Here is a 23,790-nt window from a genome sequence, read left to right on the forward strand (position 1 = left end):
GATCGGTGTCAGGCGGGCGTTCGGGTGTGTATGCATGGGGGGTGAGGTCTGGGGCTGTTGGGTCGCACCACAACCCTGTCGGCCTCACACCCCTTTGTCAGCCGGAACAACCTGGTGGCACTGCACACTTAGCCATTGGCCGAGTTCATCCAAAGGCAGGATGGATCCCCTCTCCCTCACCACCGTCCAAGGCGTGAGCTTGGCCTCGGCTTTGCCGATTCCATGAGCCATGAGGGCGCGCGGCCGATGGCGATTCGCTGGCGGCTGGAGCGGGCGATCCCGGCGGCGTGGCTGCCTGGCTGCTACGACTTCTTGTAGCTCCTAAACTGAGTGGAATGTGTAACCGCGGCGAGTTTGATGAAGGGAGAACTGACGGCCGTGATTGAGCCTGCTCCGGAGGGTGGCTTTTGGGCGATCTGCCTGGAGATTCCCGGCGCAAACGGCCAGGGAGAATCCATGGAGGAAGCAAGAAAGGATCTGCAGGCCGCCATTGAGCTGCTGCTTGAGGATCGTGAGGCTGATATCAGCCGTGGGCTGCCACCGGATGCCGTGCGCATGCCCCTGCAGATCGGATGAAACGCCGCGATCTGGAGCTTCACACTCCATCTGGATCAACCCGGCGACTGGAGTTAAGGAAGCCATCCCCAGACACAACGAAATCAAGGAACCACTGGCCCGAAAGATTCTCGCCAGCCTCGGTGCGAGTTGAGGACTGAATCAGCGAAAGACGCCCTGCCCTGAGCGCCGCTTCAGGACGAACAGCTGTAATGCGACACCCCTCCGGCGTTGAAAAACTCCCTGGGCTTCAGGCGGTCGTACGTCGCCGCCAGCTCCGCAGGCAGCGCGTCGTAGGGATGGCGGAACACCTCCTGCAGCTCCCTGACCAGGCCGTAGTCACCCTGAGCCGCCTGTTCATAGGCGGGGGCGATCAGCCATTCGCGCCAGGTGATCACGGGATTCACCCGTTGCATTGCGGCGGCTGTCTCGCTGATGTCGCCGCTGCCCGTGATCTGTTCCCGCCAGCGTTGCAGCCACTGGGTCCACTGCCCATCGAGCTCCTCTGAGCAGGGCAGGTAAAAGCTCTCCTGCAGGGCCGAGATGTGCTCGGGGATGGCAGACAGCCTGCGGAAGAAAATCGTGTAGTCCGCCTTGGAGGCCACCATCAGCTGCAGCAGTTCCTGCACCAGCTCAGCGTCGTAGCGGATCAGGCCGAGCTTGCTGGCCCACATCGCCTCGAGCTCCCGGGCCATCGCTTCAGCGAAGCCCTCGCGGATCTCATCCAGCCTTGCCAGCGCCCCTGGGTTGCCCTCGAGCAGGGGCCGTAGGGAGGCCCAGAACATCTGGAAGTTGGCTTCGGCGGCCACCGGCTGGTTGAAGAAGCTGAAATGCTGGCCGCCGCCGGTCCAGGGCTGAAAGCGGGGATCGAACAGTTCGCAGAAGCCGAAGGGGCCGTAGTCGAGGGTGTAGCCACCGGCGGCGCAGTTGTCGCTGTTGAAATTGCCCTGGCAGTAGCCCACCCGCATCCAGTTCGCCACCAAGGAGGTGAGCCGCGTGCGAAACAATCCCGCCAGCTCCACCACCTGATCACTGAAATCCAGGCCCGGATCGATCTCCTGCCGGTAGTTGCGCTCGATCAGGTGCGTCACGATCATCTGCAGCTCGTGGCGCGCCTCCGGATGGGCACCGCTGCGGGCGCGACGGGCGAACAGCTCCAGCTGGCCCACCCGCAGGAACGAGGGCGCCACGCGGGTGGTGATCGCCGCCGGGTTGTCCACCAGGATGTCGGGATCGAGCGAGCGGGAGTTCGGCGCGTACCAGGGCCGGCGCACGGTTTCCGACCCGGACACATAGAGCGTCAGCGAGCGTGAGGTGGGAACCCCCAGGGCGTGCATGAACTCCTGGGCCAGGAACTCGCGCACGCTGGAGCGGAGCACGGCGCGTCCATCGGCGCCACGGCAGTAGGGCGTGGGGCCACCGCCCTTGAGTTGCATCTCCCAGCGCTGGCCGTTGAAGACGCCTTCGAACACGGACATGGCCCGCCCATCGCCATAGCCGTTGCCGGTGCCGAACGGGCACTGCTGGATGTATTCGCTGCCATAGATCGAAAGCGCGTAGCCGGTGGCCCAGCCGAATAGCCGCATCGGCTCGGTGGCCACGCTGATGTCGCCGGAAAACAGACGCCGGAACGGCTCGTCGTGGGCGAGCTCGTCGCCCAGGCCCAGCTCCTGGAACAGGGTGCGGCTGTGCGCCACAAGCTCCGGCGCTGGCAGCGGCGTGGGCGTCACCGGCACGTAATGGCCCGAGAACACCTGGCGGGGCCGGTGATCGCGGCCATCGGCGGTGGCCTGGGGATCCGCCCGCAGGGAATCCAGCAGCGAATAGTCGGCCCGCTGGGCAAAGTCCGCGAAGGTTTTCGTCGGCACTGTGGTGGGCACGGCGGTCGTCACGGGCTCTCGGATGTGGCGCGGCCTGGGCAGGGCCCTGACGCTGGGATCACCATCCTGGCGAGCCTGTCGCCATCAATGACGACGTTGCGGCCATCATGCCGGTTGTGCGGTTTAGCCTTGAGCCATGGACTTCCAAGGGCGGATCACCATCAACCCTGCCGTGCGCTTCGGCAAGCCCTGCGTTCGCGGCACCAGGCTCACGGTGGGTGATGTGCTCGGCCTTCTTGCCAGCGGCATGGGTGAAGCGGAGCTGCTGGAGGACTTCCCGCAGCTCCGCCATGACGACGTGCTGGCTTGCCTGGCCTATGCAGCAGATCGGGAACGCCTACTCCTCAGCCTGACCACGGCGGCGTGAGCGTCCAGCTGCTGCTGGATGAGAACCTTTCCGAGCGTCTGCTGCCTTTGCTCTCCGGTGAGTTCCCAGGTTCAAGGCATGTGCGGCTTCTTGGGATGGGTGGAGCCGACGATCTGGCGATCTGGGATCGGGCTCGGCTTGACGGCGACCTGTTGGTCACAAAGGACGAGGATTTTCTGCGGATCAGCATGAGCCGCGGTTTCCCTCCGAAGGTCATCTGCCTGGCCATCGGTAACGCTGGCAACGCAGCAACGGCTGGGCTGCTGCTTGATCACATCGATGCCATCGATGCTTTCTCGTCCCATCCGGAGGCCGGATTTCTGGTGCTCAGCCCGGGCCCCTAGCCCCCATGGGACTGTCCAGGTTCGCCACCCGCTGCTGGCTGGGAAGGCTCTTGCTTGCCCGTGCCCGGCTCAACCGCCCAGCACCAACCCCCCATACCGCCGCACCGCCCTGCGGTGATCGGCGTCGGCCCGCAGGCCGATGAAGCCATCCGGCCGCACCGCCAGCAGGGTGAGGGGGCCCAGCCCCAGGCTGGGCGCCTCCTCCAGCCGCACGGCCACCACGGCCTCCACCAGCGCCGGCGGCAGCGTGCCCTCCGCTCGATCGGCCTCCAGCTCAGCCTGCAGGCCGGCGAGGGCGTCCGGCGGCACCTCCGGGCCGGCCACCAGCAGCAGCGTGTGGCCGCAGCGGTGGGTGAGCGCGTGCAGCAGGTCCGCTCCGGCTCGGGGAGGGGCCGCGATCGTGCTGGGCAGCCGCTGGCCGGCGCTAAACGGCTGGGCCTCACTGCCGATGGCGCCGCCAAGGGTGATGGCCGAGCCGGCGTAGCTGAGGTTCATCTCGGTTTCCGCCACCACCTCCTGCTGGCGGGCCACCGAATTGGCGAGCATGGCGGCGATCGCCCGGTCGCGGGCGGCGCGCTCGGCGGGCTCCTGCAGCCCGTGGGCCTGCTCGGTGGCATCGCCCGAACGGCAGATCGCCTGCGCCACCGGGCGCCTCTCCTGCTCGTAGCTGTCCAGCAGGGCGGGGTCAGCGGCGCCGTGGTGCACCAGGGCCAGCTTCCAGGCCAGGTTGGCGGCATCGTGCAGCCCGCAGTTCATGCCATGCCCCTCGGCGGGGGAGCACACGTGGGCGGCATCGCCGGCCAGGAACACCGGCCCGGCGCGGAAGGCGCTGGCCACCCGGCTGTGGCAATGGAAGCGGCTGGGGTTCTCCACCCCGGTGAAGCGGGCCTGGGGCAGGTAGCGCTGCAGCACGGCGGCGGCCTCGGCCACCAGATCGCCCTCCTCGGCTTCGGGCCGCAGGTACACCCGCCAGCGCTCCTCGGGCAGGGCCGTGAGGATCAGGGGCGAGGCGTCCAGATAGGCCGCGTTGACCTCGTGGCTTTCGGTCCAGCCCTCCACCGCCGCATCGAACACGGCCCAGGGGCGGCTGATGCCATGGCCCTCGAAGTCGAGGCCGCTCAGCGCCCGGGTGGTGCTGCGCAGGCCGTCGCAACCCACCACCCAGCGGCCCTGCACGGCCTGCTCCTGCTCGCCACAGGCCACCGTGGCGGTCACCCCCTCGCCGTGGGTCTCCAGAGCCACCAGCCGGCAGGAGCGGTGCACGGCGCCCCCCTGGCTCTCGAGATGGTCGGTGAGGATCGTTTCGGTCACCTCTTCGGAGAGGCCGAGGTTGAAGCCGTAGCGACTGCCGCAGTCGGCCAGATCCAGCTCCCCCAGCCGCTGGCCGTCGGCGTGGATGAGGATCCGCCGCTGCCGGCAGCCGGCCTCCAGAAACCGATCCACCAGCCCCAGCGCCTCGAAGATCTCCAGCGAGAGCGGGTGGATCACCGTGGCCCGGTCCCAGTGCAGGGCTTCAGCCCGGGCGTCGATCAGCAGGTTGGGGACGCCGCGGCGCTGCAGCTCCCCCGCCAGCAGCAGGCCGGTGGGACCCGCCCCCACCACGAGCACGCTGGTCTGGTGGGGAAGGGAGGAAGGCATGGCGCCCGGGCAGGTCGAGCTGGCGAGGGCCAGCGCGGGGCACACTAAACGCACCCCGGGGCTCGGTCCTGGCCAACCCATTCCGCTCTCTGCCCGCCGCCCTGGCCATGGCCCTCAGCACGGCCGCGGCGGCTGCGGCCCCCAACGGCACCTGGCTGTCCCAGCCCCAGATCTGGTACTACGCCTCCCGGCAGTCACTGAACGGGGTGATGGCCGACATCCGGGGCAGCGACTTCAAGGTGGTGTTCCTCGACGTCCGCAAGGTGTCGGAGGCGATGCAGCAGGAGGCGGCCCAGGCGGCGCGCCGCCAGGGGCTGATGCCCGTGGTGTGGGTCCAGTCCCCCCAGTACCGGGCCCTGGCGATCCGCGATCTCGTGCACGAAGCCCGCCACGGCGACGCGATCCAGGTGGACGACCACTTCTTCGCCAACTACTCCCTGGAGGACTTCTATCTCCTGCGTCGGCTGTACCCGAAACCGATCTTCTGCAGCATCCAGCCGTTCCAGGCCAGCCTGCTGCCCACGGCGGGCTGCAACCAACTGGATGTGCAGTGCTACAGCGCCCCGCAGTTCCAGCAGTGCCTCAAACTGGCCGACCGGCTCGGCGCCGTGGTGAGTCTCTCCAGCGAAAACACCCTCAAGTACCGGAGCCAGCTGGGCGAGCGATCCTTCAACACCTTTCTCTGGCAGGGGCCCTGACGGGCGGGGCGTCCTGCGGCGCCAGGTGGGCGCCGATCGCACGGAAGAGGTCATCGGCGGCATTGCAGTAGCCCCCGCTGGCGTCAAAGGCCTCTTCGTCGAAGGTCACCGCCACCGCGATCGCGATCTTCTTTGACGGCAGGTAGGCCATCACCCCGGCCTGCCCGGAGAACAGCGGGTTCCGCAGCAGCCAGGGGCCCGAGAGGACGATCCCGATCCCGTAGGTGTAGAAGTCGCCCAGGGTGGCGCAGGTCGCACAGCCCTCGATCGGCCGGCCGAAGCCCCGAAGCTTCGGGGCGATCTGCAACCTGTAGCTCTGCGGCGACAACAGCCGTCCCGTCCCGATCGCCTCGGCGGAGGTGGCCATGTCGTGGATGGTGGTGAACTGCACCGCACCGCGGGTGATCGTCCACGACGGGTTCCAGAAGGTCGACTCCTCGTAGAAGCGCGTCCCCGCCGGGATGCCGAGGCTCTGGCGCCTTTCGGACGAGAAGGCGTGCAGCACCGGCGGCGCGATCGCGGGTGTTCCGCCCGGGTCCCGCGTGTTGCCCAGCTTCAGGGGCCCGAAGATCCGCTCCTGCATCAGCACAGGCATCGTCTGGCCCGTGATCCGCTCCAGCGCCAGACCCAGCAGGACGTAGTTCGTGTGCGCGTAGTTCCAGCTCGTGCCGGGCTCGTACCAGAGATTCTTCAGGTCCGCGTAGGCAAGCAGCTCCTGCACCGAGAACTGCCGGAACGGGTTCTCGAGCAGCGTCTTCTCGAACGCGGCATTGCCGATCACGTAGTCGCGGTAGCCGGAGGTCATCCGGGCGAGCTGGCCGAGCGTGACCCGCTCCGCATTCGGGATCTCCGGCAGCCAGCGCGCGAGCTTGTCATCGAGGCTGACCTTCTTCTCGTCGACCAGTTGCAGCAGCAGCGTCGCCACGTAGGAGATGGCGATCGCACCATTGCGGACGTGCATGTCCTCGGTGGCGGGCACGCCCGTCATCGACTCGCCCATCGCCTCGGTGACCACCTCCCTGCCGTCGATCGTGACGCGAACGATCACCGCCCTCAGGTGGTCGTCGGCCATGCGCTGGCGAACGATCCGCAGGATGCCCGCCGCCTGGGCCACATCCGCCGCCCGCCCGTCGCTGGTCTTCATGGCCTGAACGGGGGCCGCGCCGGTCAGACAGGCAGCGAGCACGGCGCCAAGAAGGCGCCTCGCAGATCGGGCGAGCCAGCGAGGATTTTCACTTGCTCGTGCAGGCAGCCGCAACTGTCGAAGCACCATGGGGATCTCCTGCAGGTCTGTAGTCGTTCGCAGGCAAGCATGGGCCTGCCGGGAGATGGCCATCGTGCAGCGTGCTGCTTGCGGACAGCGGCACCGCACCCGCGCTGTCCAGCCCGTCCGCCAGGCTCACGTGTGGCCTTCCGGCCCTTCCCCCAGCGCCTGATGCCAATGGCACAGCGGCCCCTGGCCGGCGCCGATCGCCAGGGCATGGCGCAGGCCGCCGGCCACGAAGGACTTGGCCGTGCGGATCGCCGCTTCCAGCTCAGCCCCACGGGCCAGCTCCGCTGTGATCGCCGCCGAGAGGGTGCAGCCGCTGCCGTGGCTGTGGGGCGTGTCGATCGGCTCCAAGCGAAACCACTGGATCCGGCCGTCACGCCAGAGCACGTCGCTGCCACGCAGGCCCTGCAGACCGCCCCCCTTGATCAGCACCGCCTTGGGCCCCTGGGCGGCGATCTGCTCCGCCGCGAGCTCCAGATCGCCGGCGCTCTCCAGCGGCCGCCCGGCCAGAAGCCGTGCCTCCTGCACGTTGGGGGTGAGCAGATCCGCCAGCGGCAGCAACAGGGCCTTGAGGGCCTCGATCGCCTCCGGCTCCAGCAGCACCGCCCCTGTCCGTGACACCATCACCGGGTCGATCACCCGGGCGGCCGCCAGCGGCGCGATCGACGCGGCGGTGGCCTCGATCAAGCCCCGGTTGAGCAGCATCCCCGTCTTGAGCGCCGCCACTGCAAAATCCCGGGTCACCGCGGCCACCTGGGCCCGCAGCGCCTCGGGGGGCAGGGCATCCACCCGCTCCACGCCGAGGCTGTTCTGGGCCGTCACGCAGCTGATCGCCGAGCAGCCATGCACCTGCAGGGCGCTGAACGTCTTGAGGTCGGCCTGGATGCCGGCACCGCCGCCGGAGTCACTGCCGCCGATGGTGAGCGCAATCGGGATCAAGGCCATGGCAGCGGCAACGGTGCACCGTCTCTATCGCAATCCATCTTCAGACGGGGGCTTGGGGCTTCCCGCCTGATCAGATCCCCAGCTCCGTCGCCACCAGCCCTCGCGGTCAGCCACCAATGCGGCAAGGCTTGTCAGCGCGCGGCGTTGCCAGGCCGTCAGGTTGGGCCATGGCTTCAGAGGCGGTTGAAGCACGGTGGATTAAGGGCCAACGGCCTCAAACGGGCGCAGCGAATGATCGGGGGTAACGCTGTTCCGTTGGTGCCATTGGTCACGGGCCCCCGTGCATCCTTGCCGCTCCAGAGGTGATGATTGTCAGGCTGCTTCATTTTGCGCTCCATACAGTCCGTGGGACCCTGCGAAAGTCCTATGCAGTCCTATGGCAATCCTGCTCCCACGTATGACTGGTGGGCAGGCAATTCCCGCTTCGTCAACCAGTCCGGCAACTTCATCGCCGCCCATGCCGCCCATGCCGGCCTGATCATGTTCTGGGCCGGTTCCTTCACCCTCTATGAACTCAGTCGCTATACCCCGGACCGTCCCCTCGGCGAACAGAGCCTGATCCTGTTACCCAATCTGGCCCGTCTCGGCATCGGCGTCGGCGATGGCGGCCTGCTTGATCAACCGGAGGGAATCCTGGCCATCGCCGCCTTCCACCTGGTCAGCGCGGCCGTGCTGGCGGCCGGCGGCATGTGGCATCTGTTCCGCGCTCCGGTGGATCTGGCCGAGGCCAAAGGCCAGGCCCGACGCTTCGATTTCTCCTGGGACGACCCGAAACAACTCGGGCTGATCCTGGGGCACCATCTGATCTTCCTTGGGCTCGGTGCCACGGCCCTGGTGGAGTGGGGCAAGTACCACGGTCTCTACGACACGGCGCTGCAATCGGTGCGCACCGTGATGCCCAACGCGGATCTGGCCACGGTCTGGTCGTACCAGACCCACTTCCTCTCGATCAACAGCCTTGAGGATGTGATGGGCGGCCATGTGGTGGTGGCCCTGATGCTCACCGCTGGAGGGATCTGGCACATCCTGGTGCCGCCCCTGCCCCTGGCCCGCAAGCTGCTGGTGTTCTCCGCCGAAGCGATCCTGTCCTATTCCCTCGGTGGCGTGGCCCTGGCCGGCTTTGTCGCCAGCCTCTGGTGTGCCAGCAACACCTGCGTGTATCCGGTGGAGTTCTTTGGCCCCAGCCTGTCGCTGCAGTTCGGGCTGGCCCCCTACTTCGCCGACACGGTCACCCTGCCCGCCATGGCCCACACGGCCCGGGCCTGGCTCTCCAATGCCCATTTCTTCCTGGCCTTCATGGTCCTGCAGGGCCACCTATGGCATGCGCTGCGGGCCATCGGCTTCGATTTCAAACGGGTGAACCAGGCTCTGGCGGCGATCGAAACGGCCTGAGTGGCTGCCCCTCCAGAAAGGCGATCACCTCATCGCACCAGTGGATCCACTCCTGCTCGAACAGGATGCCCCGGCGCAGGGTGAGATGGCGGTACTGCTCCTGCAGCGGCAGGGCCGGATGGCTGCGGAACAGGGCGTCCTTCTCCTGGTAGGAGGCGAGCTGGCCGGCATGGACGGCACGGCGGCGGTGGACTTCCGCCAGCAGTAGCGCGGGCTCGGCGTAGGGGCCGCCAAGCACCTTCACCAGCAGGTCCTCGCGGATCGGCGTGGGCAGCGAGGGCTCAGCGGCCCAGTGGCGCAGTTCGTCCCTGCCCGTCTCGGTGATGGCGTACACCTTGCGGTCCGGTTTGCCCTGCTGGGGCACCACCTGGCAGCGGACCCAGCCCTTCGCCTCGATCCGGGCCAGCTCCCGGTAGATCTGTTGCTGGCTCGCCGTCCAGTAGCAGGCCATCGTCTCCTCGAACTGCTTGCTGATGTCGTAGCCGCTGGCGTCCCGCTCGCAGAGCACGGTGAGGATCGTGTGCGCCAGGGCCATGGCAGGGGGGAGGTCGCGTCGGCTGGGAGCCGATCCTGGCCCAGCCATCGCCGGACCCGGTTGACCTACTCAACAAGTTGTGCATACACTTTCGCACATACTCAACCTGTTGTGTAGTGACGTCCGTCCCCGCTCCGGCGCCAGCGCTGCCCAGCCCCCTGCGACGGGCCCGCTGGGGCCGGCCCGCGGCCGTTGCCGCCACCGCCACTGCTGCCACCGTCGCCGGCCTTGCCGTGGCCCTGGGCGTCGTGGCCCTGCGTCCCCGTCCTCCCGTGCTTCGCCCCCTGCCGGTGTCGCTGGTGACGGCCCAGCCGGTGAGCCAGTACCTCACCAGCCGTGACTACACCGGGGAAGTGGTGGCCGGCCGCAGCAGCAGCCTCGGCTTCGAACTGCCCGGCAGCCTCGAGCAGGTGCTGGTGGAGCAAGGGGACCGGGTGGAGCGCGGCCAGCCCCTGGCCCGCCTCGACCGCCGCCGCCTGCTCGCCCAGCGCCAGCAGCTCCTGGCCCAGCAGCGCGTCGCGCTGGCCGCCGTGGAGGAGGTGCGCCAGCAGCTGATCCTGGCCGAACTGCAGCGCGACCGCCGCCGCCAGCTCCACGCCCAGGGGGCGATTTCCCGCGAGGATCTCGACCAGCAGATCCATGGCTCGGCGGCCCTGCGCAGCCGCCTCGTCCAGGCCGAGAGTCAGGTCGATGACGCCGGCGGCCGCCTGCGCCAGATCGATGTCGACCTGGCCCGCAGCGTGCTGCTGGCCCCCTTCGCCGGCACGGTGAGCCGGCGGCTGCTCGATGAGGGCGTGGTGGTCAGCGGCGGCCAGGCGCTGATCAGCCTGGTGGAGGCGGCCCCGCAGGAGGTGCGGGTGGGCGTGCCGCCCGCCGTCGCCCAGGGGCTGCGGCTTGGAGAACGCCATCCCGTCCAGGTGGGGGAACGGCGCCTGCTGGCCACCGTCAGCGCCCTCCTGCCGGAGCTCGATGCCGGCAGCCGCACCACCACCGTGGTGCTGCGCCTGCCACTGGACAACCTGCCGGTGGGGGCCACGGCCCGCCTCAGCCTGCGGCGCAGCGAGCGGGGCGATGGCTTCTGGTTGCCCACCACCGCCCTGGTGGCGGCGGAACAGGGCCTCTGGTCGGTGTACGTGCTGGCGCCAGCCGGCACCACGCCGGAGCGGGGCCGGCAGGTGGTCCGGCGGCTGGTGGACATCGTCCACAGCGAGGGCGACCGCTCCCTGGTGCGCGGCACCCTGCGCCCCGGCGAACGGGTGATCGCCGCCGGCACCCAGCGGGTGGTGCCAGGCGTCTGGGTGCAGGAGGCGCTCTGATGCTGGATGTGTTTCACCGCAACCGGCAGCTGCTGCTGCTCACCCTGCTGCTGGTGGTGGTGTGGGGGTTCACCTCCCTGCTCACCCTGCCGCGGCTGGAAGATCCGCTGATCACCCAGCGCAATGCCCTGGTGATCACCGCCCTGCCGGGCGCCACGCCGGAGCGGGTCGAGGCGCTGATCACCAAACCTCTGGAAGACGCCCTGCTGGAGCTGGAGGAGGTGGACGCCATCACCTCCAGCTCCGCCTCCGGCAGTTCGGTGATCTCCGTGGCCCTCAAGGACGAGGTGCGCCAGGTGGCGCCGGTGTGGGGCAAGGTGCGCAGCAAGATCGACGACGCCACGCCCCTGCTGCCGCCGGAGGCCAGCGATCCGGAGTTCCGCGACGGCAACGTCGGGGCCAGCGCCCTGATCGTGGGGCTCACCTGGGAGCTGCCCACCCCCGCCGACCTGGGCATCCTGTCCCGACTGGCCGACGACCTCCAGAGCCGCCTGCGCGCCCTGCCCGGCACCAGCAAGGTGGAGATCAGCGGCGAACCCCAGCAGGAGATCCAGGTCGAGATCGGCGCCCGCGAGCTGGCGCGGCTGGGGCTCACCGCCCGCGACCTCTCCGAGCGCATCGCCGCCAGCGACGCCAAGGAAGCCGCCGGCCAGGTGCGCGGCGAGCGCAACGAGCTGCTGCTGCAGGTGGATGGCGCCCTCGATTCCCTGGAACGGATCCGGGCCATCCCGCTGCAGATCGGTGCGGACGGCGCCAGTGCCCGCCTGTCCCAGGTGGCCGAAGTCAGCCGGGGGGTGCGCCGCCCCGCCGCCCAGCAGGCCCTGGTGCGGGGCCATCCGGCGGTGGTGGTGGCGGCCACGGTGGCCTCCGGCGCGCGGGTGGACCAGTGGGCCCAGGCGGCGCGGCTGCAACTGGAGCAGGTGAGCGCCACCCTCCCCGAGGGCCTGGGGCTCCATGTCGTGCTCGACCAGAGCCGCTACGTGCAGGAGCGCCTCGATGGCGTCATCGGCAACCTGATCACCGGCTCGCTGCTGGTGGTGGCGGTGTCGGTGCTGATGCTGGGCGGCCGGGCCGCCCTGGTGGTGGGCGCGGCCCTGCCACTCACGGCGCTGATGGTGCTCGGCTGCATGCGGGTGCTGGGCATTCCCCTGCACCAGATGTCGGCCACCGGCCTGGTGATCGCCCTGGGCCTGCTGATCGACAACGCCATCATCGTGGTGGATGAGCTGCAGCAACGCCTGCGGGACGGCACCCCGCCCGGCGAGGCCGTGCGGCAGACGGCGCGGTACCTGCTGGTGCCGATGCTGGCCGCCACCCTCACCACCGTGCTCGCCTTCGTGCCGATCGCCACCGCGCCAGGGGCGACGGGGGAATTCATCGGCACGATCGGCCTGACGGTGATCCTGGCCCTGGCCAGCTCGCTGCTGCTCTCGCTCACGGTGATCCTGGCCCTGGCGGCCCGCCTGCACCGCTGGCAACCGCTGGGGCCCGCCGTGGGCTGGTGGGAGCAGGGCGTGGCGATCCCCGCCCTCACCCGTCACTACCGCGCCAGCCTGAAGCAGGTGCTGCGCCATCCCTGGCGGGGTATGGCCCTCTGCCTGGTGCTGCCGGTGGTGGGCTTCGCCAGCTTCGCCAGCCTGGAGCAGCAGTTCTTCCCCCCCACCAACCGCGACCAGTTCCAGATCGAGATGCGCCTGCCGCAGCAGAGCGCCATGGCCCGCACCGAAGCGCTGGCGCTGGCGGCACGCCGCCACATCCGGGCCCATCCCCGCGTCGACGACGTGCACTGGTTCCTGGGCGCAAGCGCGCCGCAGTTCTTCTACAACGTCATCGCCGACGAGGAGAACGCCCCCCACTACGCCCAGGGCCTGGTGCAACTGCGCAGTGCCGAGGGCCTGCGCGACACGATCCGCGCCTTGCAGCAGAGCCTCGACCGGGCCTTTCCCGAAGCCCAGATCCTGGTCAAGCAGCTGGAGCAAGGGCCACCCTTCGCGGCGCCGATCGAGCTGCGCCTGCAGGGCCCCGACCTGCAGCAACTGCGGCAGATCGGCGACGACCTCAGGCGGCGCCTGGCCCAGCTGGAGTCGGTGACCCACACCAGCGCCAGCCTCAGCGAGGCCCTGCCGCGGCTCGCCCTGGCGGTGGATGAGGAGCAGGCACGCCGCAGCGGCCTCGACAACCGGTCGATCGCCCGCCAGCTGCAGGCCGGCCTTGATGGCGCCGTGGGCGGCTCGATCCAGGAGGGCATCACCACCCTGCCGGTGCGGGTGCAGGTGGCCGAAGCCCAGCGGGGCGACGCCGGGCAGGTGGCGGCCCTGGATGTGGTGGCACCCGCCGGCGGTGGCACCGTTCCGCTGGCGGCCGTGGCCCGGCTGCAGCTGGAGCCGGAGCTGGCCTCCATCGCCCGTCGCGACGGCCAGCGCATCAACAGCGTGCTCGCCTACCTCGACGCCGGCGCCCTGCCCAGTTCGGTGCTCGGCGCGCTGCGCCAGCAGCTGGAACGGGACGGCTGGCAGCTGCCGGCGGGGGTTCAGCTCAGCTATGGCGGCGAAGCCGACGCGCGCGGCGATGCCGTCACCGGCCTGCTCTCCACCGCGGGCGTGCTGATGATCCTGATCACCGCCACCCTGGTGCTCTCCTTCCGCTCCTTCCGGATGGCCGCCCTGATCGCCTCGGTGGCCCTGCTGGCGGTGGGGCTGGCGGCGCTGGCCCTCAAGCTCAGCGGCTCGTTGTTCGGCTTCACCGCCATCCTGGGCACCCTCGGCCTGATCGGGCTGGCGATCAACGATTCGATCGTGGTGCTCAACGCGCTGCGCACCGATCCGCTGGCCCGCAGCGGCGATCCGGCCGCCAGCACCGCCGTGGTGCTGCACGCCACCCGCCACGTGGTCGCCACCACCCTCACCACCGTGACCGGTTTCCTGCCCCTGATGCTCGACCCCACCGGCTTCTGGCCGCCGCTGGCGATCGCGGTATCCGGCGGGCTGGTGGGGGCCACCGCCCTGGCGCTCTTCTATGTCCCGGCCGCCCACGTCCTGCTGGTGCGGCAGGCGGCGCAGACAGCGCGCCTGGGTGCAGCGGTAGAAGCAGCAGGCGCAACCCATGCCTGACAGCGATCAATCACCTTGTGCTGGTGGCGGGGCGGCCCGACTGTCAACGCTTTGGCGTCTGCATGGCTGAGCGTGTTTCAGAAACTGATCATCCGAGGCGCATGCTCGATAGAAGCAAAATCTCCGTCTTTGAAGGTCTCCCGTGGGCACCTCGGCCGATCATGGTCGCTCTGGACGTTCAAGAATCGGCCCCTGCCGAAATAAAGCCATGCCCATCCTCCGTGGCCTGGTCCGACTGACTGCCGTTTTGTTGATGGCCGCACCGATCGCCACCCACGCGGCAGGCGGCCTGCCGGCCTCCCCTGTGAGGCTGAAGTTTGCCGACCAGACTTACCTGCTGCGTTGGTCGTCGAAGCACCAGCATGAGTTCACACCATCGGGCCAGGACGATCTGAGCCGCTGGACGGACATGATCACGATCAACACCTATCCAGATGTCAGGGATGGGGACGGGCTGGCCGATGTTGCCAACCGTGTTCTGGGCACCTACAAGCAGAACAATGCCGTGGTGGTTCGCACCTCTTCCGTGCCACGCACCCCCGCCAGGCCCGCCAGGCCCGCCGAGCATCTGATCGTGGTCCTCTTCCCCGTTCGCGACTCCATCGAGGCCGTCTTCGCCAGATTGAGGCTGACCGACGGCCGCGGCACCGCAGTGATTTACAGCCACCGCCTCTATGGACAGAAGGCGGGAGACGCCATGGCGGCATGGCTGAAGGCCAATGGTCCCGCCGTGGAGCGTCGCTTGATGGACCTCCAGGAGATCCCCTCCCACCGCATCCTCGAACCGTCCAGCCCATGACCACCACCCTGCAGGGCCCTGATCGACGAACAGCCGGGATGGATCACGGTCAGATCGTGCCGGTTGAAGTAGGCACTCACCGCATCAACTCCCGCCCCAGACTGCCATCTCCGCCTGTTGCGCCCCGATGCCGTCCCGGACTCTGACGACGCCCCGCCCCAGCCGATCGGCGGCGCGGCTGCTCGGGCTGGCCCTTTCCCTGGCGGTTCCCCTGCCCCAGGCCGTCGCCGCCGATGGCCTGCCCGGCTTCGCCCCCGGCACGGGGCTGGATGCCGTCGGGGCCCGCCGGATCAGCCGCTGGGCCCTGGCCACCTACGCCGTTCCCGGAGCCGCCATCGCTCTGGTGCAGGACGGCCAGCTGACGCTGGTGGAGGGCTTCGGGGTGCGCGATCTGGCCAGCGGCGCCCCCACCACCGCCGACACGGTGTTCCAGCTGGCCAGCGTCTCGAAGACCTTCACCGCCGCCACAGTGGCGGCCCTGGTGGATCGCAAAAAGCTGACCTGGGAGCAGCCGATGCTGTCACTGCTGCCGGACTTCCGCCTCCATGACGCCTATGCGGGCCGCTGGGTGAACGCCCGGGACCTGCTCACGCACCGCGCCGGCTTCCCCGCCTTCTTCGGCGACCTCTTCGATCACCTCGGCTACGGCGACGCGGACGTGCTGCGCCGGATCCGCTATGTGGAGCCGGCCAGCTCCTTCCGCGACCGTCCCGCCTACTCCAACATCGGCTTCTTCCTCGCCGGTGAGCTGGCCGCCAAAGCCGGCGGCCAGCCCTTCCCTGCCCTCACCCGCTCCCTGATCTTCGAGCCCCTGGCCATGACCCGCACGGGCGTGGCCAGCACCCTGGTCGGCAGCGCCGCCGTCCCTGGCAGCCTCACCGATGTGAGCCGCTCCCATGCGCTGGTGGGCGAGCGGCTGCAGGTGGTGCCCCCCAACCTCAGCGCCCTGTTCATCGCCGCCGGCGGCTTCGCCAGCAGCGCCAACGACCTGGGCCGCTTCGTCACCCTGCTGGCCCGCGGCGGTGAGATCGACGGCCGGCGCGTGCTCTCACAGGCGGCCGTCAAGGCGATGTTTGAGCCCGTGATCGCCGAGGAGCCGGGCTTTGCCGAGTTCCCCCCGATCGATGCCGACTCCGGCTTCGACTACTCCCCTGGCTGGGGGATTTACCACTACAACGGCCTCAAGGTGCTGGAGAAGGGCGGCGCCCTCGATGGCATACGCACCCTGCTGCTCGTGGTGCCCCAGAAACGCTTCGCCGTGGCGATCCTGGCCAACCGCAACCTCACGGCCCTGCCGGAGGCGCTGCGGGCGGCCCTGCTGCAGCAGGCCTTCGGCCGCCCCGGTGAGGCCGACCTGCAGCCCCAGATCCGGGCCCAGGCACGGGAGCTTGAGGGCCTGCTGCTGGCCGTGGAGCCCAGACCCGCCCAAGCGAAACCCCCATCCCGCCCCTTGTCGGCCTACACCGGCACCTACGTCAACGACCTGTTCGGCTCCTGGACGGTGGCCGAGCAGGGCGGTGCGCTGGTGGTGCTGGCCGGTCCGGCCCGCTACCGCGCCTCCCTGGGCCCCTGGAACGGCGACACGTTGCACCTGCTCTGGCCTGGGGTGCTCTCCGCTCCGGTGCAGGTGCCGTTCCAGAGCGATGGCGACGGCCGGGTGAGTGGCTTCGACTACCTGGGCTACGGCTTCCGGCGCGTGGCGCCCTGAGCAGCCATTGTGATCGCTGGATCGCCGCGATTCCGCCATGCCGCCATCCCTCGGCCGTCGCCAGCTGCTCTCGCTCTCCGGCCTGGCCCTGGGGGCGGGCCTCTGGCAGCTCTGGCAGCCGGCCGCCGCCCGGGGCGCCACCGCCCTGGCCGCACCACCCCGGGGCGGCACCCGCCTGGTGTTGATCAGCGACCTCAACAGCTCCTATGGCTCCACCACCTACGTCGCCGAGGTGCACCGGGGCGTGGCCCAGATCCCGTCGCTGCGCCCGGATCTGGTGATCTGCGCCGGCGACATGGTGGCGGGCCAGAAGGCGGGGCTGGGCCGCCAGCGGCTGGCCGCCATGTGGGCGAGCTTCGAGCGCAGCGTGCTCAGCCCACTGCGCCGTGCCGGCCTGCCCTTCGCCCCGGCCATGGGCAACCATGACGCCTCCGGCGCCAGCGCCTCGGGCCGCTTCCTCTTCGCCGACGACCGCGCCGAGGCGGCCCGCTTCTGGAACGCGCGCCGTGACGCCCTCGGGCTCAGTTTTGTTGACACGGGCAACTTCCCGTTCCATTACGCCATCCGCCAGGACGACGTCTTCGTGCTGGTGTGGGACGCCTCCACCGCCCAGGTGCCCGCGGAGCAGCTGCGCTGGGCCGAACGGATCCTGGCCAGTCCCGCCGCCCGCTCCGCCAGCCGGCGCCTGGTGGTGGGCCACCTGCCGCTGCGGGCCGTGAGCCAGGGGCGCGACCGCCCCGGGGAGGTGCTGGCACGGTCGGCGGCGCTGCAGCAACTGCTGGAACGCCATGGGGTCGAGGCCTACGTGAGCGGCCATCAGCACGCCTATTTCCCAGCCCGCCTGGGCCAGCTGGATCTGTTCCAGCTCGGGGCCATGGGCAGCGGCCCCCGCCGGCTGCTGGGCCAGAACGCCCCGCCCTTCCAGACCCTCACCGTGCTGGATCTGGTCGGCAGCCCGCCCCGCCTGGTGGACACCAGCTTCGATCTGCGCACCCTGCGGCGCATCGACCCGCAGCGGCTGCCCCGCTCGCTCAGCGATGCCGCCGGCCGGGTGCTGCAGCGGCGGCCCAGCGCCTGAGGCGGCCAGGCCAGCGCCGGCAGTTCTATGGTCGCCGGCATCGCAAGCCGATGTCATGAAGCTGCCGGAAGGTTGGCGGATCTACGCCCTGATCCTCGGATTGAACGTGGTGGCGCTTTCGCTCTGGTGGGTCGATCGCGACGCGGTGCCCCACCCCGCCACTGGCGGCATGGGCGCCTGGATCGCTGCCCGCCTGGGCTCCTGAGCCGCCGGTGACCCCGATGCACACCCCACCAATCCGGCGCTTTTCGGGCCCGCGGCTCCTGGTCGCGTTGCTGGCCCTGCTGCCATCGGCACCGCAAGCCGCCGCCCTGGCGGCGACTCCGTCCCCCTCCCGCCTCGAGGGGACGGCCTGGGTGCTGGAGCGGCTGGGGCAGCGCCAGCCCGTCGGTGGCACCACCGTCACCCTGCGCTTCGAGGCTGGCCGGGTGGCGGGCAGCGATGGCTGCAACCGCTTCGGTGCCCCCGTCATGGTTCGGGGCACGGGGCTGCAGGTGGCGTCCCGGGGCCTGAGCACAAAGATGGCCTGCCCGCCGGCAGTGATGCAGCAGGCGGAGGCCTTCCAGACGGCACTCACCAGCAGCCGGGGCTTCCGCCTCGAAGGCGAGCGCCTGCGGCTGCTTTCAGCCGACGGCCGTCCCCTGCTGGTGCTGGTGGCCCAGTCGCAGCGGCTGGTGGGGAGCACCTGGCGGGTGGCGGGGTTCAACAACGGCCGCCAGGCGCTGGTGAGCCCGATCCTGGGCACGGCCCTCTCGCTGCGGTTCGTCAAGGCAGGCCAGCTGGCCGGCTCAGCCGGCTGCAACCGCTTCACCGCCCCGGTGCAGCTGGAGCGCACCCGCCTGAGCATCGGCACCCCGGTGGCAACCCGTCAGCGCTGCCCCGGCGCCGGCGTGATGGAGCAGGAGCGCCAATTCCTGGCGGCCCTGCCCACGGCCACCAGCCTGCGGCTTGAGGGGGACTCCCTGGAGCTGCGCCGGGCCGACGGTGCCATCGCCCTCAGCCTGCGCCGCGTTCCGGGGCCCTGAGAACAACGTATGGATCTGCCCAGGGTGGTGTTCTTCGGTCGCACCGGGGCTGACGCGCTGGCGTTCTTCAACCTCGATCTGGCCGCCTGGCGGGGCTGCCGCGTGCTGGATTGCCCCGGCGGCCCCGGTTCGTTCACTGCCCTGGCCCGCGCCGCCGGGGTGGAGAGCGTGGCGGCCGACCCCCTGTACGACCTGTCGCTGCCGGAGCTGGAGCACCGCTGCCGCGACGACGTCGCCTTCACCATGGAGCGCCTGGCCCTGAGTCCGACGCTGCGCCCGGACTTCGACCTGTCCCGCTTTCGCCAGGGAAAACTGGAGGCCCTCGAGGCCTTCCTGGCCGACCGGCGGGACCATCCGGAGGCCTACCGAGCCGCGGCGCTGCCCTCCCTTCCCTTCGAGGCGGCCAGCTTCGATCTGGTGCTCTGCGGCCATCTCCTGTTCTGTTATGCCCCCATCGCCGACGGCGGCCTCAGCGAACAGCCCGACTTCGACCTCGACTGGCACCGGCGGGCCCTGGCCGAACTGCTGCGGGTGAGCCGGCGGGAGGTGCGGATCTACCCCGCCCACACGATCGAACGCCACCCCCGGGCCCATCCCTGGGTGGCACCCCTGCTGGCCTCCCTGCCGCCGGGGTGGCAGGGGCAGCTGGAGCCCACGGCTTACGACGAGGGCTTCGAGGGCGAGACGCCGATGCTGCGGCTGCGGCGCCACAGCGCCGCCGGAACCAGCCGGGCAGAGGGCTTTTGATCACGATTTCAACACTTAATTCTGTAAATCTCGATACCAAAAGCCGGGAATGTAACGGGCCGTGGCTTGTTTTCTCCCATAGAGACACACTGACAAAAAATTGCACCAGGAGCGAATTCCCATGACGTATCTGACCTGGAGGCGGGAGCTCGTGCGCTCCGCCATCGATCAGATGCTCGCCGCCACCGATCCCGACCGAGGTCCTTTCGGGGATGGGGGTGTGCTGTTCAACGCGATGATGCAGGACCTCAGCCAGAGCCTGCCGGCCCTCGAGATCGTCTCGGCGGCCGACGACATCCTCACCGCCCACCGGGGGTTCTGCGAGGGACGCAGCTGCGAGGTGGCCCAGGCCCTCAAGGTGTGCCTGTCGATGCCTGCGGAGAAACAGGGCCTGGAACGGCGCCTCGTGCTCGATCGCGAGCGGGTGGAGCAGAACGCCTTTGGCCATGACGCCAACCTGCTGCTGGTCTGGGATGGGCGGCGCAGCAGTGCCATCGAGGAGCTCAGCGCCGCCGGCCTCAGCCAGCGCTTCCCCTGCCAAGGCAGCGAGGCCCGCTGGAACAGCGGCGAGTTCGTGGCCCTGCTGGAGGCCCGAGCCCTGCAGTGCCGCCGCACCCGGGTGGCCCAGGAGATCGTGGCGGAAGATCCCGCCACCGCCCCCTCCGGCGGCACCGTGGTGCTGGTGTTCCCCACCGACGCTGGCACGCGCCCCTGGGTCGCCACCGTGGCCGTGGCCCTGCACTCCGAGGAGCTGGCCGCAAACGAGCCGCCCTCCCTCGACGGCTACCAGGCCATGCGGGTGCTGGTCGGTCCGACCAGAACCTCCGCGTAACGGCCGAAGGCCTCCCCCTCGCTGAGGAACAGCCGGGGGATCACCAGCTCGCACTCCAGCAGCAGCAGCTCACCGCCCTCGTCACGGATGCCGTCGATGCGGGCGTAGGGCAACACCCCGAAGCGCCGCCGCAGGCGCTCCTCCACCGCAGTCGCCCAGCACCGTTCCGCCGCACTCGCCTGTCGCAGCCGGTTGCGGCCGCCGAACCCTTCATGGGCGATCCAGCCCCCCGCCGCCACGCTCTTGGCCACGGCGTGGGAGAACTCTCCGCCCAGGAACACGGCGCTGAACTCCCCCGCCCGGCAGATCCCTGGCAGGAAGCGCTGCACGCACACCTCCCCGTCCAGCGCCAGGCCGGCCAACCAAGCATCGGCGTCCAAGGCGGCGGCGGGGCTGGAGCCATCGGCCGCGGTGATCGCCAGGCCCCGGCCCTGGCGGCGCACCCGATAGGTGTGCCAGCTCTTGGCGCCGATCGCCGGCTTGAGCACCGCCTCACGCCAGCCGCACGCCTCCAGAAGCCCCGTCAACGAACCGCGCCAGCCGCGGGGCAGCCAGCGGCTGGGGATCAGGGCCACCCCCTGCCGCTCCAGCTGGGGCAGGTAATGGCTCTTGGCATGGCCCGCCTCGATCACCGCCAGCGGATTGACCAGCGGCACCTTGAGGACCTCGAGGTGCGCGGCAAGGACCCTGATCCGGGCCAGGAAGTCGGGGTGGCGATGGCTGTCGCGGCAGTCGCGCACGCTCACCCGATCGAAACGCCCCCAGTCGATGCTGTCGCCATCCGTGGCACCGAAATCCGTGGCATCCCAATCGGCCAAGGCCGGCAGGGGCACCAGTTCGCTGGCGATGCCGTGCGCGGCGAGGACGGCTCGCAGCGCCGGCGTCTCGTCGTGGATCCGCCCCAGGTGCAGCAGGCCGATCAGGCCGGCAGGATGCCCCACTCGCGCTTCACCTGCACGCTGGTGATCTCCCAGGCCTCCTCGGCCGCCACAACCGGTCCATGCTGTTCCACCGGCGTCAGACCCCGCCTGGCGAATTCGTTCTGCAGCAGCAACTGGAACAGCACGCTCTGGGACACCAGCCCATGCAAGCGCGCCTCACCCCCCACCCGGGCCATCAACACCGGATGGCCCTGGCAGTCGCGCAGGGCCCGCAGCTGCTGCTGCAGCCACACCCGCTCGTACTGGAGCATCGCGTCGCTGCAGCGGGACAGATTCTCCCGGTAGCAACCGGCATGGCATTTGATGGCCCCTTCCGACAGGCCCGCCGTAGCGCCGGCGCCCTTGAGGAGCTGCATCGCTTCGCTCAGGAAACTCACTGTCCGTTCACCGACATCCTCAATAACCCTAGAAACAGCCGCCATCGATGCCCACCGTCATTGGCAAGCGGCAATGATCCGTAGCGCAGAGGAAGCAAAGCCAAATTTGGTGGCGCTTGCTACACAAGTGCAGCGCTGCGGATCGGCGGCATCAAAGCCACTGCTTGCGGCGGAAATAGAGGTACAGGCTGATGCCGATCACAATCATCACTGCCCACACCGAATAATACCCACCCCGCCACTGCAACTCGGGCATTTCCTTGAAGTTCATGCCATACACACCGGCAATGAAGGTGAGGGGAATGAAGATCGTGGAGATGATCGTCAGCACCTTCATCACCTCATTCATCCGATGACTCAGAGTTGAAAGATAGGTGTCATGCATACCCCCGAGAATGTCGCGGTGGGTTTCCACCAGATCGATGATCTGGATGCAGTGGTCATAGAGATCACGCCAGAACACCCGGCTCTCGGATGTCAGCAGTGCGGATTCACTTTTGCAGATCATGGCCAGCTCCTCGCGGATTGGCCAGACGGCCTTGCGCAGGCTCAGGATGGACCGCTTGAGGCCATGGATCTCCTTGATATCTCCGGGGCGGGGATCCTCCAGCAGCCGATCATCCACCTCCTCAATGATGTCCCCCATCCGCTCCACAGCAAGGAAGTAGTGGTCGACAACAGCGTCCAGCAGGGAGTAGGCGAGGTAGTCAGCCTTCATCCAGCGGATCCGGCCGCTGGAGGCGCGGATCCGATCACGCACCCCATCGAACACATCGCCATCATCTTCAAGGAAGGAGATCACGAAGTGATCGCCAAGGATCACGCTCACATGTTCGATGTCAATCGTCTGGGTATCTTCGTTGAAGGCGATCATCTTCAACACCATGAAGACATAGCCAGGAAACTCCTCCACCTTGGGGCGCTGGGTGGTGTTGGCAATGTCCTCCAGCGTCATCGGATGGATCCCGAAGCACTGACCAAGGCGCTCCACCAGGTCGACGTCATGGACGCCGCTGACGTTCATCCAGGTGATGCTGTCCTGACGCACCACATCGGCGCAACTCCGCACCGATACGTCCAATTCCTCCGACCAGCCATGGCCGTCGTAGTGGATGACATCGATCTGCACCTTCGCCAGCCGCTGCTCGCCGACGAACACCACCGCACCAGGGGAAGATCCGGGCCTGATCCGCTTGCCACGGATGCCGCTGCTGCCGGCGGCCACACGGATGCGCGGGGATTGTCTCGGCGGCCTGGTCTTCATCGGCCGGCCAGGATGCGAAGGAGTTGCTGGGAGCCTATCGGCATCCCAGGTTCAGAGAAAGTCGGGCCTTAGCTGATGGCTGAGCTCCAACGACTGCTGCAGGTCCGACCATTGCTCCCCAGCCACCATCGCCTCCAGGCAGGCCAGGGAATGGCGGTAGTGCCCCAGGGCCTCCAGCAGCGCCGCCCGGTTGGCGCGCGCCATCAACATCCCCAACTCCGGATTGCCACCGCCGACCCGGGTGGTGTCGGCAAAACCACTGGAGGCCAGGGCCCGCACCAGAGCCGCTCCGGCCTCCGCCCCTCCACCCGCATTGGCCGCCTGCAGCAGGGCCGCCCCCACCAGCACCGGCAGATGGGAGATGAGGGCCACGGCCCGGTCGTGGGCCTCGGCATCGCAGCAGAGCCAGCGGGCCCCTAAGGCCTCCGCCAGCTCCCGCACCGCCTCCAGGGCCGCCGGATCGGTGCCCGCCTCCGGGGTCGCCACCCAGGGCCGGCCACGGAACAGGCCAGGCTCCCCCGCCTCCACCCCGGCCCGGGCGGTGCCCGCCATCGGATGGGAGGCCACGAAGCGGCAGGGAGCCGGGCCGTCGCCGGCCGCCGCCAGCAGCTCCCACCAGCGGCGCAGCACCGGCGCCTTCACCGAGCCCACATCGGTGATCACGGCCCCGGCCGGCAGGGCTGCCACCAGGGCGGGGTCCGGATCCAGCAGACGGTCGAGGGGCAGGGCCAGCACCACCAGGCCGCACCCCGCCAAGACCACCGGATCGGTGCTCACCTCGGTGGCCAGCCCGCGCTGAGCGGCCCGCTCGGCGGTGGCCTGTCGGTGCACCAGGGCCCGCACCTGCGCTCCCATTGCCATCAGATCGAGGCCCAGCGAGCCCCCGATCAACCCCAGGCCCACCACACCCACCGGTTCGCGTTGCCAGAGGGGTGTCATCGTCGCTGCGGATCGGCTGGGGCCAGCTTC

22 protein-coding genes are annotated in these 23,790 nt (G+C 69.3%); 13 read left to right on the forward strand and 9 right to left on the reverse strand.

The features are described from left to right. Positions 1-749: 749 nt before the first annotated feature. Complete coding sequence (locus KBY95_RS10555) at positions 750-2,447, reverse strand: YdiU family protein (protein ID WP_254964976.1); 1,698 nt, start codon at positions 2,445-2,447, stop codon at positions 750-752. Between the two features lie 124 nt (positions 2,448-2,571). Between KBY95_RS10555 and KBY95_RS10560 the strand changes: the two genes are divergently transcribed. Further along, entirely contained in the window at positions 2,572-2,802 is a 231-nt protein-coding gene (locus tag KBY95_RS10560) for a DUF433 domain-containing protein (RefSeq protein WP_254964978.1), read from the forward strand. Next, positions 2,799-3,146 (forward strand): DUF5615 family PIN-like protein, encoded by a 348-nt coding sequence (locus tag KBY95_RS10565; protein ID WP_254964979.1) that lies wholly within the window; start codon positions 2,799-2,801, stop codon positions 3,144-3,146. Before KBY95_RS10560 ends, KBY95_RS10565 begins: the two co-directional genes overlap by 4 nt. Positions 3,147-3,215: 69 nt before the next feature. Here KBY95_RS10565 and KBY95_RS10570 read toward each other — a convergent pair whose 3' ends face one another. Next, the gene (locus KBY95_RS10570) at positions 3,216-4,784 is read right to left on the reverse strand and encodes an FAD-dependent monooxygenase (protein ID WP_254964980.1); all 1,569 of its coding nucleotides are present in this window, start codon (positions 4,782-4,784) and stop codon (positions 3,216-3,218) included. 107 nt (positions 4,785-4,891) lie between these two features. Between KBY95_RS10570 and KBY95_RS10575 the strand changes: the two genes are divergently transcribed. After that, positions 4,892-5,482: a hypothetical protein gene (locus KBY95_RS10575; RefSeq protein ID WP_254964981.1), complete on the forward strand. Its 591-nt coding sequence runs from the start codon at positions 4,892-4,894 to the stop codon at positions 5,480-5,482. Here KBY95_RS10575 and KBY95_RS10580 read toward each other — a convergent pair. Both KBY95_RS10580 and thiD read right to left on the reverse strand, forming a co-directional pair. Beyond that, positions 5,454-6,626, reverse strand: coding sequence for a serine hydrolase (locus KBY95_RS10580; RefSeq protein WP_254964982.1), 1,173 nt, complete (start codon positions 6,624-6,626; stop codon positions 5,454-5,456). The two genes, KBY95_RS10575 and KBY95_RS10580, sit on opposite strands and share 29 nt — an antisense overlap. A 255-nt stretch (positions 6,627-6,881) precedes the next feature. Next, positions 6,882-7,697 (reverse strand): bifunctional hydroxymethylpyrimidine kinase/phosphomethylpyrimidine kinase, encoded by an 816-nt coding sequence (thiD, locus tag KBY95_RS10585; RefSeq protein ID WP_254964983.1) that lies wholly within the window; start codon positions 7,695-7,697, stop codon positions 6,882-6,884. 366 nt (positions 7,698-8,063) lie between these two features. Between thiD and KBY95_RS10590 the strand changes: the two genes are divergently transcribed. Continuing rightward, complete coding sequence (locus tag KBY95_RS10590) at positions 8,064-9,089, forward strand: chlorophyll a/b binding light-harvesting protein (RefSeq protein WP_254964984.1); 1,026 nt, start codon at positions 8,064-8,066, stop codon at positions 9,087-9,089. Here KBY95_RS10590 and KBY95_RS10595 read toward each other — a convergent pair. Beyond that, positions 9,046-9,624 (reverse strand): PadR family transcriptional regulator, encoded by a 579-nt coding sequence (locus KBY95_RS10595; RefSeq protein WP_254964985.1) that lies wholly within the window; start codon positions 9,622-9,624, stop codon positions 9,046-9,048. The two genes, KBY95_RS10590 and KBY95_RS10595, sit on opposite strands and share 44 nt — an antisense overlap. Before the next feature lie 116 nt (positions 9,625-9,740). Here KBY95_RS10595 and KBY95_RS10600 point away from each other — a divergent pair, with 116 nt between their 5' ends. The 9 genes from KBY95_RS10600 (at position 9,741) to KBY95_RS10640 (ending at position 20,239) form a co-directional block, all read left to right on the forward strand. After that, positions 9,741-10,940 carry an efflux RND transporter periplasmic adaptor subunit gene (locus KBY95_RS10600; RefSeq protein WP_254964986.1) on the forward strand — a complete coding sequence of 400 codons (1,200 nt, stop codon included), beginning with the start codon at positions 9,741-9,743 and terminating at the stop codon, positions 10,938-10,940. Next, positions 10,940-14,050, forward strand: a complete 3,111-nt coding sequence (locus tag KBY95_RS10605; RefSeq protein WP_254964987.1) for an efflux RND transporter permease subunit — start codon at positions 10,940-10,942, stop codon at positions 14,048-14,050. Before KBY95_RS10600 ends, KBY95_RS10605 begins: the two co-directional genes overlap by 1 nt. Before the next feature lie 208 nt (positions 14,051-14,258). Then, on the forward strand, positions 14,259-14,849 hold the full coding sequence (locus tag KBY95_RS10610; RefSeq protein WP_254964988.1) for a hypothetical protein: 591 nt from the start codon (positions 14,259-14,261) through the stop codon (positions 14,847-14,849). 127 nt (positions 14,850-14,976) lie between these two features. Continuing rightward, positions 14,977-16,557: a serine hydrolase gene (locus KBY95_RS10615; RefSeq protein WP_254964989.1), complete on the forward strand. Its 1,581-nt coding sequence runs from the start codon at positions 14,977-14,979 to the stop codon at positions 16,555-16,557. Positions 16,558-16,594: 37 nt separating this feature from the next. Further along, entirely contained in the window at positions 16,595-17,635 is a 1,041-nt protein-coding gene (locus tag KBY95_RS10620; protein ID WP_254964990.1) for a metallophosphoesterase, read from the forward strand. A gap of 55 nt (positions 17,636-17,690) precedes the next feature. Further along, positions 17,691-17,840 (forward strand): hypothetical protein, encoded by a 150-nt coding sequence (locus tag KBY95_RS10625; RefSeq protein WP_254964991.1) that lies wholly within the window; start codon positions 17,691-17,693, stop codon positions 17,838-17,840. Between the two features lie 16 nt (positions 17,841-17,856). Continuing rightward, on the forward strand, positions 17,857-18,660 hold the full coding sequence (locus tag KBY95_RS10630; protein WP_254964992.1) for an META domain-containing protein: 804 nt from the start codon (positions 17,857-17,859) through the stop codon (positions 18,658-18,660). Positions 18,661-18,669: 9 nt separating this feature from the next. Then, on the forward strand, positions 18,670-19,407 hold the full coding sequence (locus KBY95_RS10635) for a class I SAM-dependent methyltransferase (protein WP_254964993.1): 738 nt from the start codon (positions 18,670-18,672) through the stop codon (positions 19,405-19,407). 121 nt (positions 19,408-19,528) lie between these two features. After that, on the forward strand, positions 19,529-20,239 hold the full coding sequence (locus tag KBY95_RS10640; protein WP_254964994.1) for a hypothetical protein: 711 nt from the start codon (positions 19,529-19,531) through the stop codon (positions 20,237-20,239). Here KBY95_RS10640 and KBY95_RS10645 read toward each other — a convergent pair. From KBY95_RS10645 to KBY95_RS10660, 4 genes are all read right to left on the reverse strand, one after another. Further along, a complete protein-coding gene (locus KBY95_RS10645) occupies positions 20,191-21,180 on the reverse strand; it encodes a RimK family alpha-L-glutamate ligase (RefSeq protein ID WP_254964995.1) in 990 nt (329 codons plus the stop codon). The genes KBY95_RS10640 and KBY95_RS10645 overlap by 49 nt on opposite strands. Next, the gene (locus tag KBY95_RS10650; protein ID WP_254964996.1) at positions 21,159-21,536 is read right to left on the reverse strand and encodes a hypothetical protein; all 378 of its coding nucleotides are present in this window, start codon (positions 21,534-21,536) and stop codon (positions 21,159-21,161) included. The genes KBY95_RS10645 and KBY95_RS10650 overlap by 22 nt, the downstream gene beginning before the upstream one ends. Before the next feature lie 172 nt (positions 21,537-21,708). Further along, positions 21,709-22,782 carry a magnesium/cobalt transporter CorA gene (gene corA / locus KBY95_RS10655; protein ID WP_254964997.1) on the reverse strand — a complete coding sequence of 358 codons (1,074 nt, stop codon included), beginning with the start codon at positions 22,780-22,782 and terminating at the stop codon, positions 21,709-21,711. 90 nt (positions 22,783-22,872) lie between these two features. Then, a complete protein-coding gene (locus tag KBY95_RS10660; RefSeq protein ID WP_254964998.1) occupies positions 22,873-23,760 on the reverse strand; it encodes a prephenate/arogenate dehydrogenase in 888 nt (295 codons plus the stop codon). Positions 23,761-23,790: the final 30 nt, after the last annotated feature.

It is taken from the genome of Cyanobium sp. Aljojuca 7A6 (assembly GCF_024346455.1).
In the GTDB taxonomy this organism is placed as follows: domain Bacteria; phylum Cyanobacteriota; class Cyanobacteriia; order PCC-6307; family Cyanobiaceae; genus Cyanobium.

What these genes read in the sequence shown, in the direction of transcription:
- KBY95_RS10595 (WP_254964985.1), bottom strand. Translation starts at nt 9,624, where the DNA reads ATGGCCCTGGCGCACACGATCCTCACCGTGCTCTGCGAGCGGGACGCC.
- KBY95_RS10620 (WP_254964990.1), top strand. Translation starts at nt 16,595, where the DNA reads ATGCCGCCATCCCTCGGCCGTCGCCAGCTGCTCTCGCTCTCCGGCCTG.
- KBY95_RS10635 (WP_254964993.1), top strand. Translation starts at nt 18,670, where the DNA reads ATGGATCTGCCCAGGGTGGTGTTCTTCGGTCGCACCGGGGCTGACGCG.
- KBY95_RS10560 (WP_254964978.1), top strand. Translation starts at nt 2,572, where the DNA reads ATGGACTTCCAAGGGCGGATCACCATCAACCCTGCCGTGCGCTTCGGC.
- KBY95_RS10630 (WP_254964992.1), top strand. Translation starts at nt 17,857, where the DNA reads ATGCACACCCCACCAATCCGGCGCTTTTCGGGCCCGCGGCTCCTGGTC.
- KBY95_RS10575 (WP_254964981.1), top strand. Translation starts at nt 4,892, where the DNA reads ATGGCCCTCAGCACGGCCGCGGCGGCTGCGGCCCCCAACGGCACCTGG.
- KBY95_RS10615 (WP_254964989.1), top strand. Translation starts at nt 14,977, where the DNA reads ATGCCGTCCCGGACTCTGACGACGCCCCGCCCCAGCCGATCGGCGGCG.
- KBY95_RS10650 (WP_254964996.1), bottom strand. Translation starts at nt 21,536, where the DNA reads ATGCAGCTCCTCAAGGGCGCCGGCGCTACGGCGGGCCTGTCGGAAGGG.
- KBY95_RS10610 (WP_254964988.1), top strand. Translation starts at nt 14,259, where the DNA reads ATGCCCATCCTCCGTGGCCTGGTCCGACTGACTGCCGTTTTGTTGATG.
- KBY95_RS10580 (WP_254964982.1), bottom strand. Translation starts at nt 6,626, where the DNA reads ATGAAGACCAGCGACGGGCGGGCGGCGGATGTGGCCCAGGCGGCGGGC.
- KBY95_RS10625 (WP_254964991.1), top strand. Translation starts at nt 17,691, where the DNA reads ATGAAGCTGCCGGAAGGTTGGCGGATCTACGCCCTGATCCTCGGATTG.
- KBY95_RS10605 (WP_254964987.1), top strand. Translation starts at nt 10,940, where the DNA reads ATGCTGGATGTGTTTCACCGCAACCGGCAGCTGCTGCTGCTCACCCTG.
- KBY95_RS10640 (WP_254964994.1), top strand. Translation starts at nt 19,529, where the DNA reads ATGACGTATCTGACCTGGAGGCGGGAGCTCGTGCGCTCCGCCATCGAT.
- KBY95_RS10570 (WP_254964980.1), bottom strand. Translation starts at nt 4,784, where the DNA reads ATGCCTTCCTCCCTTCCCCACCAGACCAGCGTGCTCGTGGTGGGGGCG.
- KBY95_RS10590 (WP_254964984.1), top strand. Translation starts at nt 8,064, where the DNA reads ATGCAGTCCTATGGCAATCCTGCTCCCACGTATGACTGGTGGGCAGGC.
- KBY95_RS10660 (WP_254964998.1), bottom strand. Translation starts at nt 23,760, where the DNA reads ATGACACCCCTCTGGCAACGCGAACCGGTGGGTGTGGTGGGCCTGGGG.
- thiD (WP_254964983.1), bottom strand. Translation starts at nt 7,697, where the DNA reads ATGGCCTTGATCCCGATTGCGCTCACCATCGGCGGCAGTGACTCCGGC.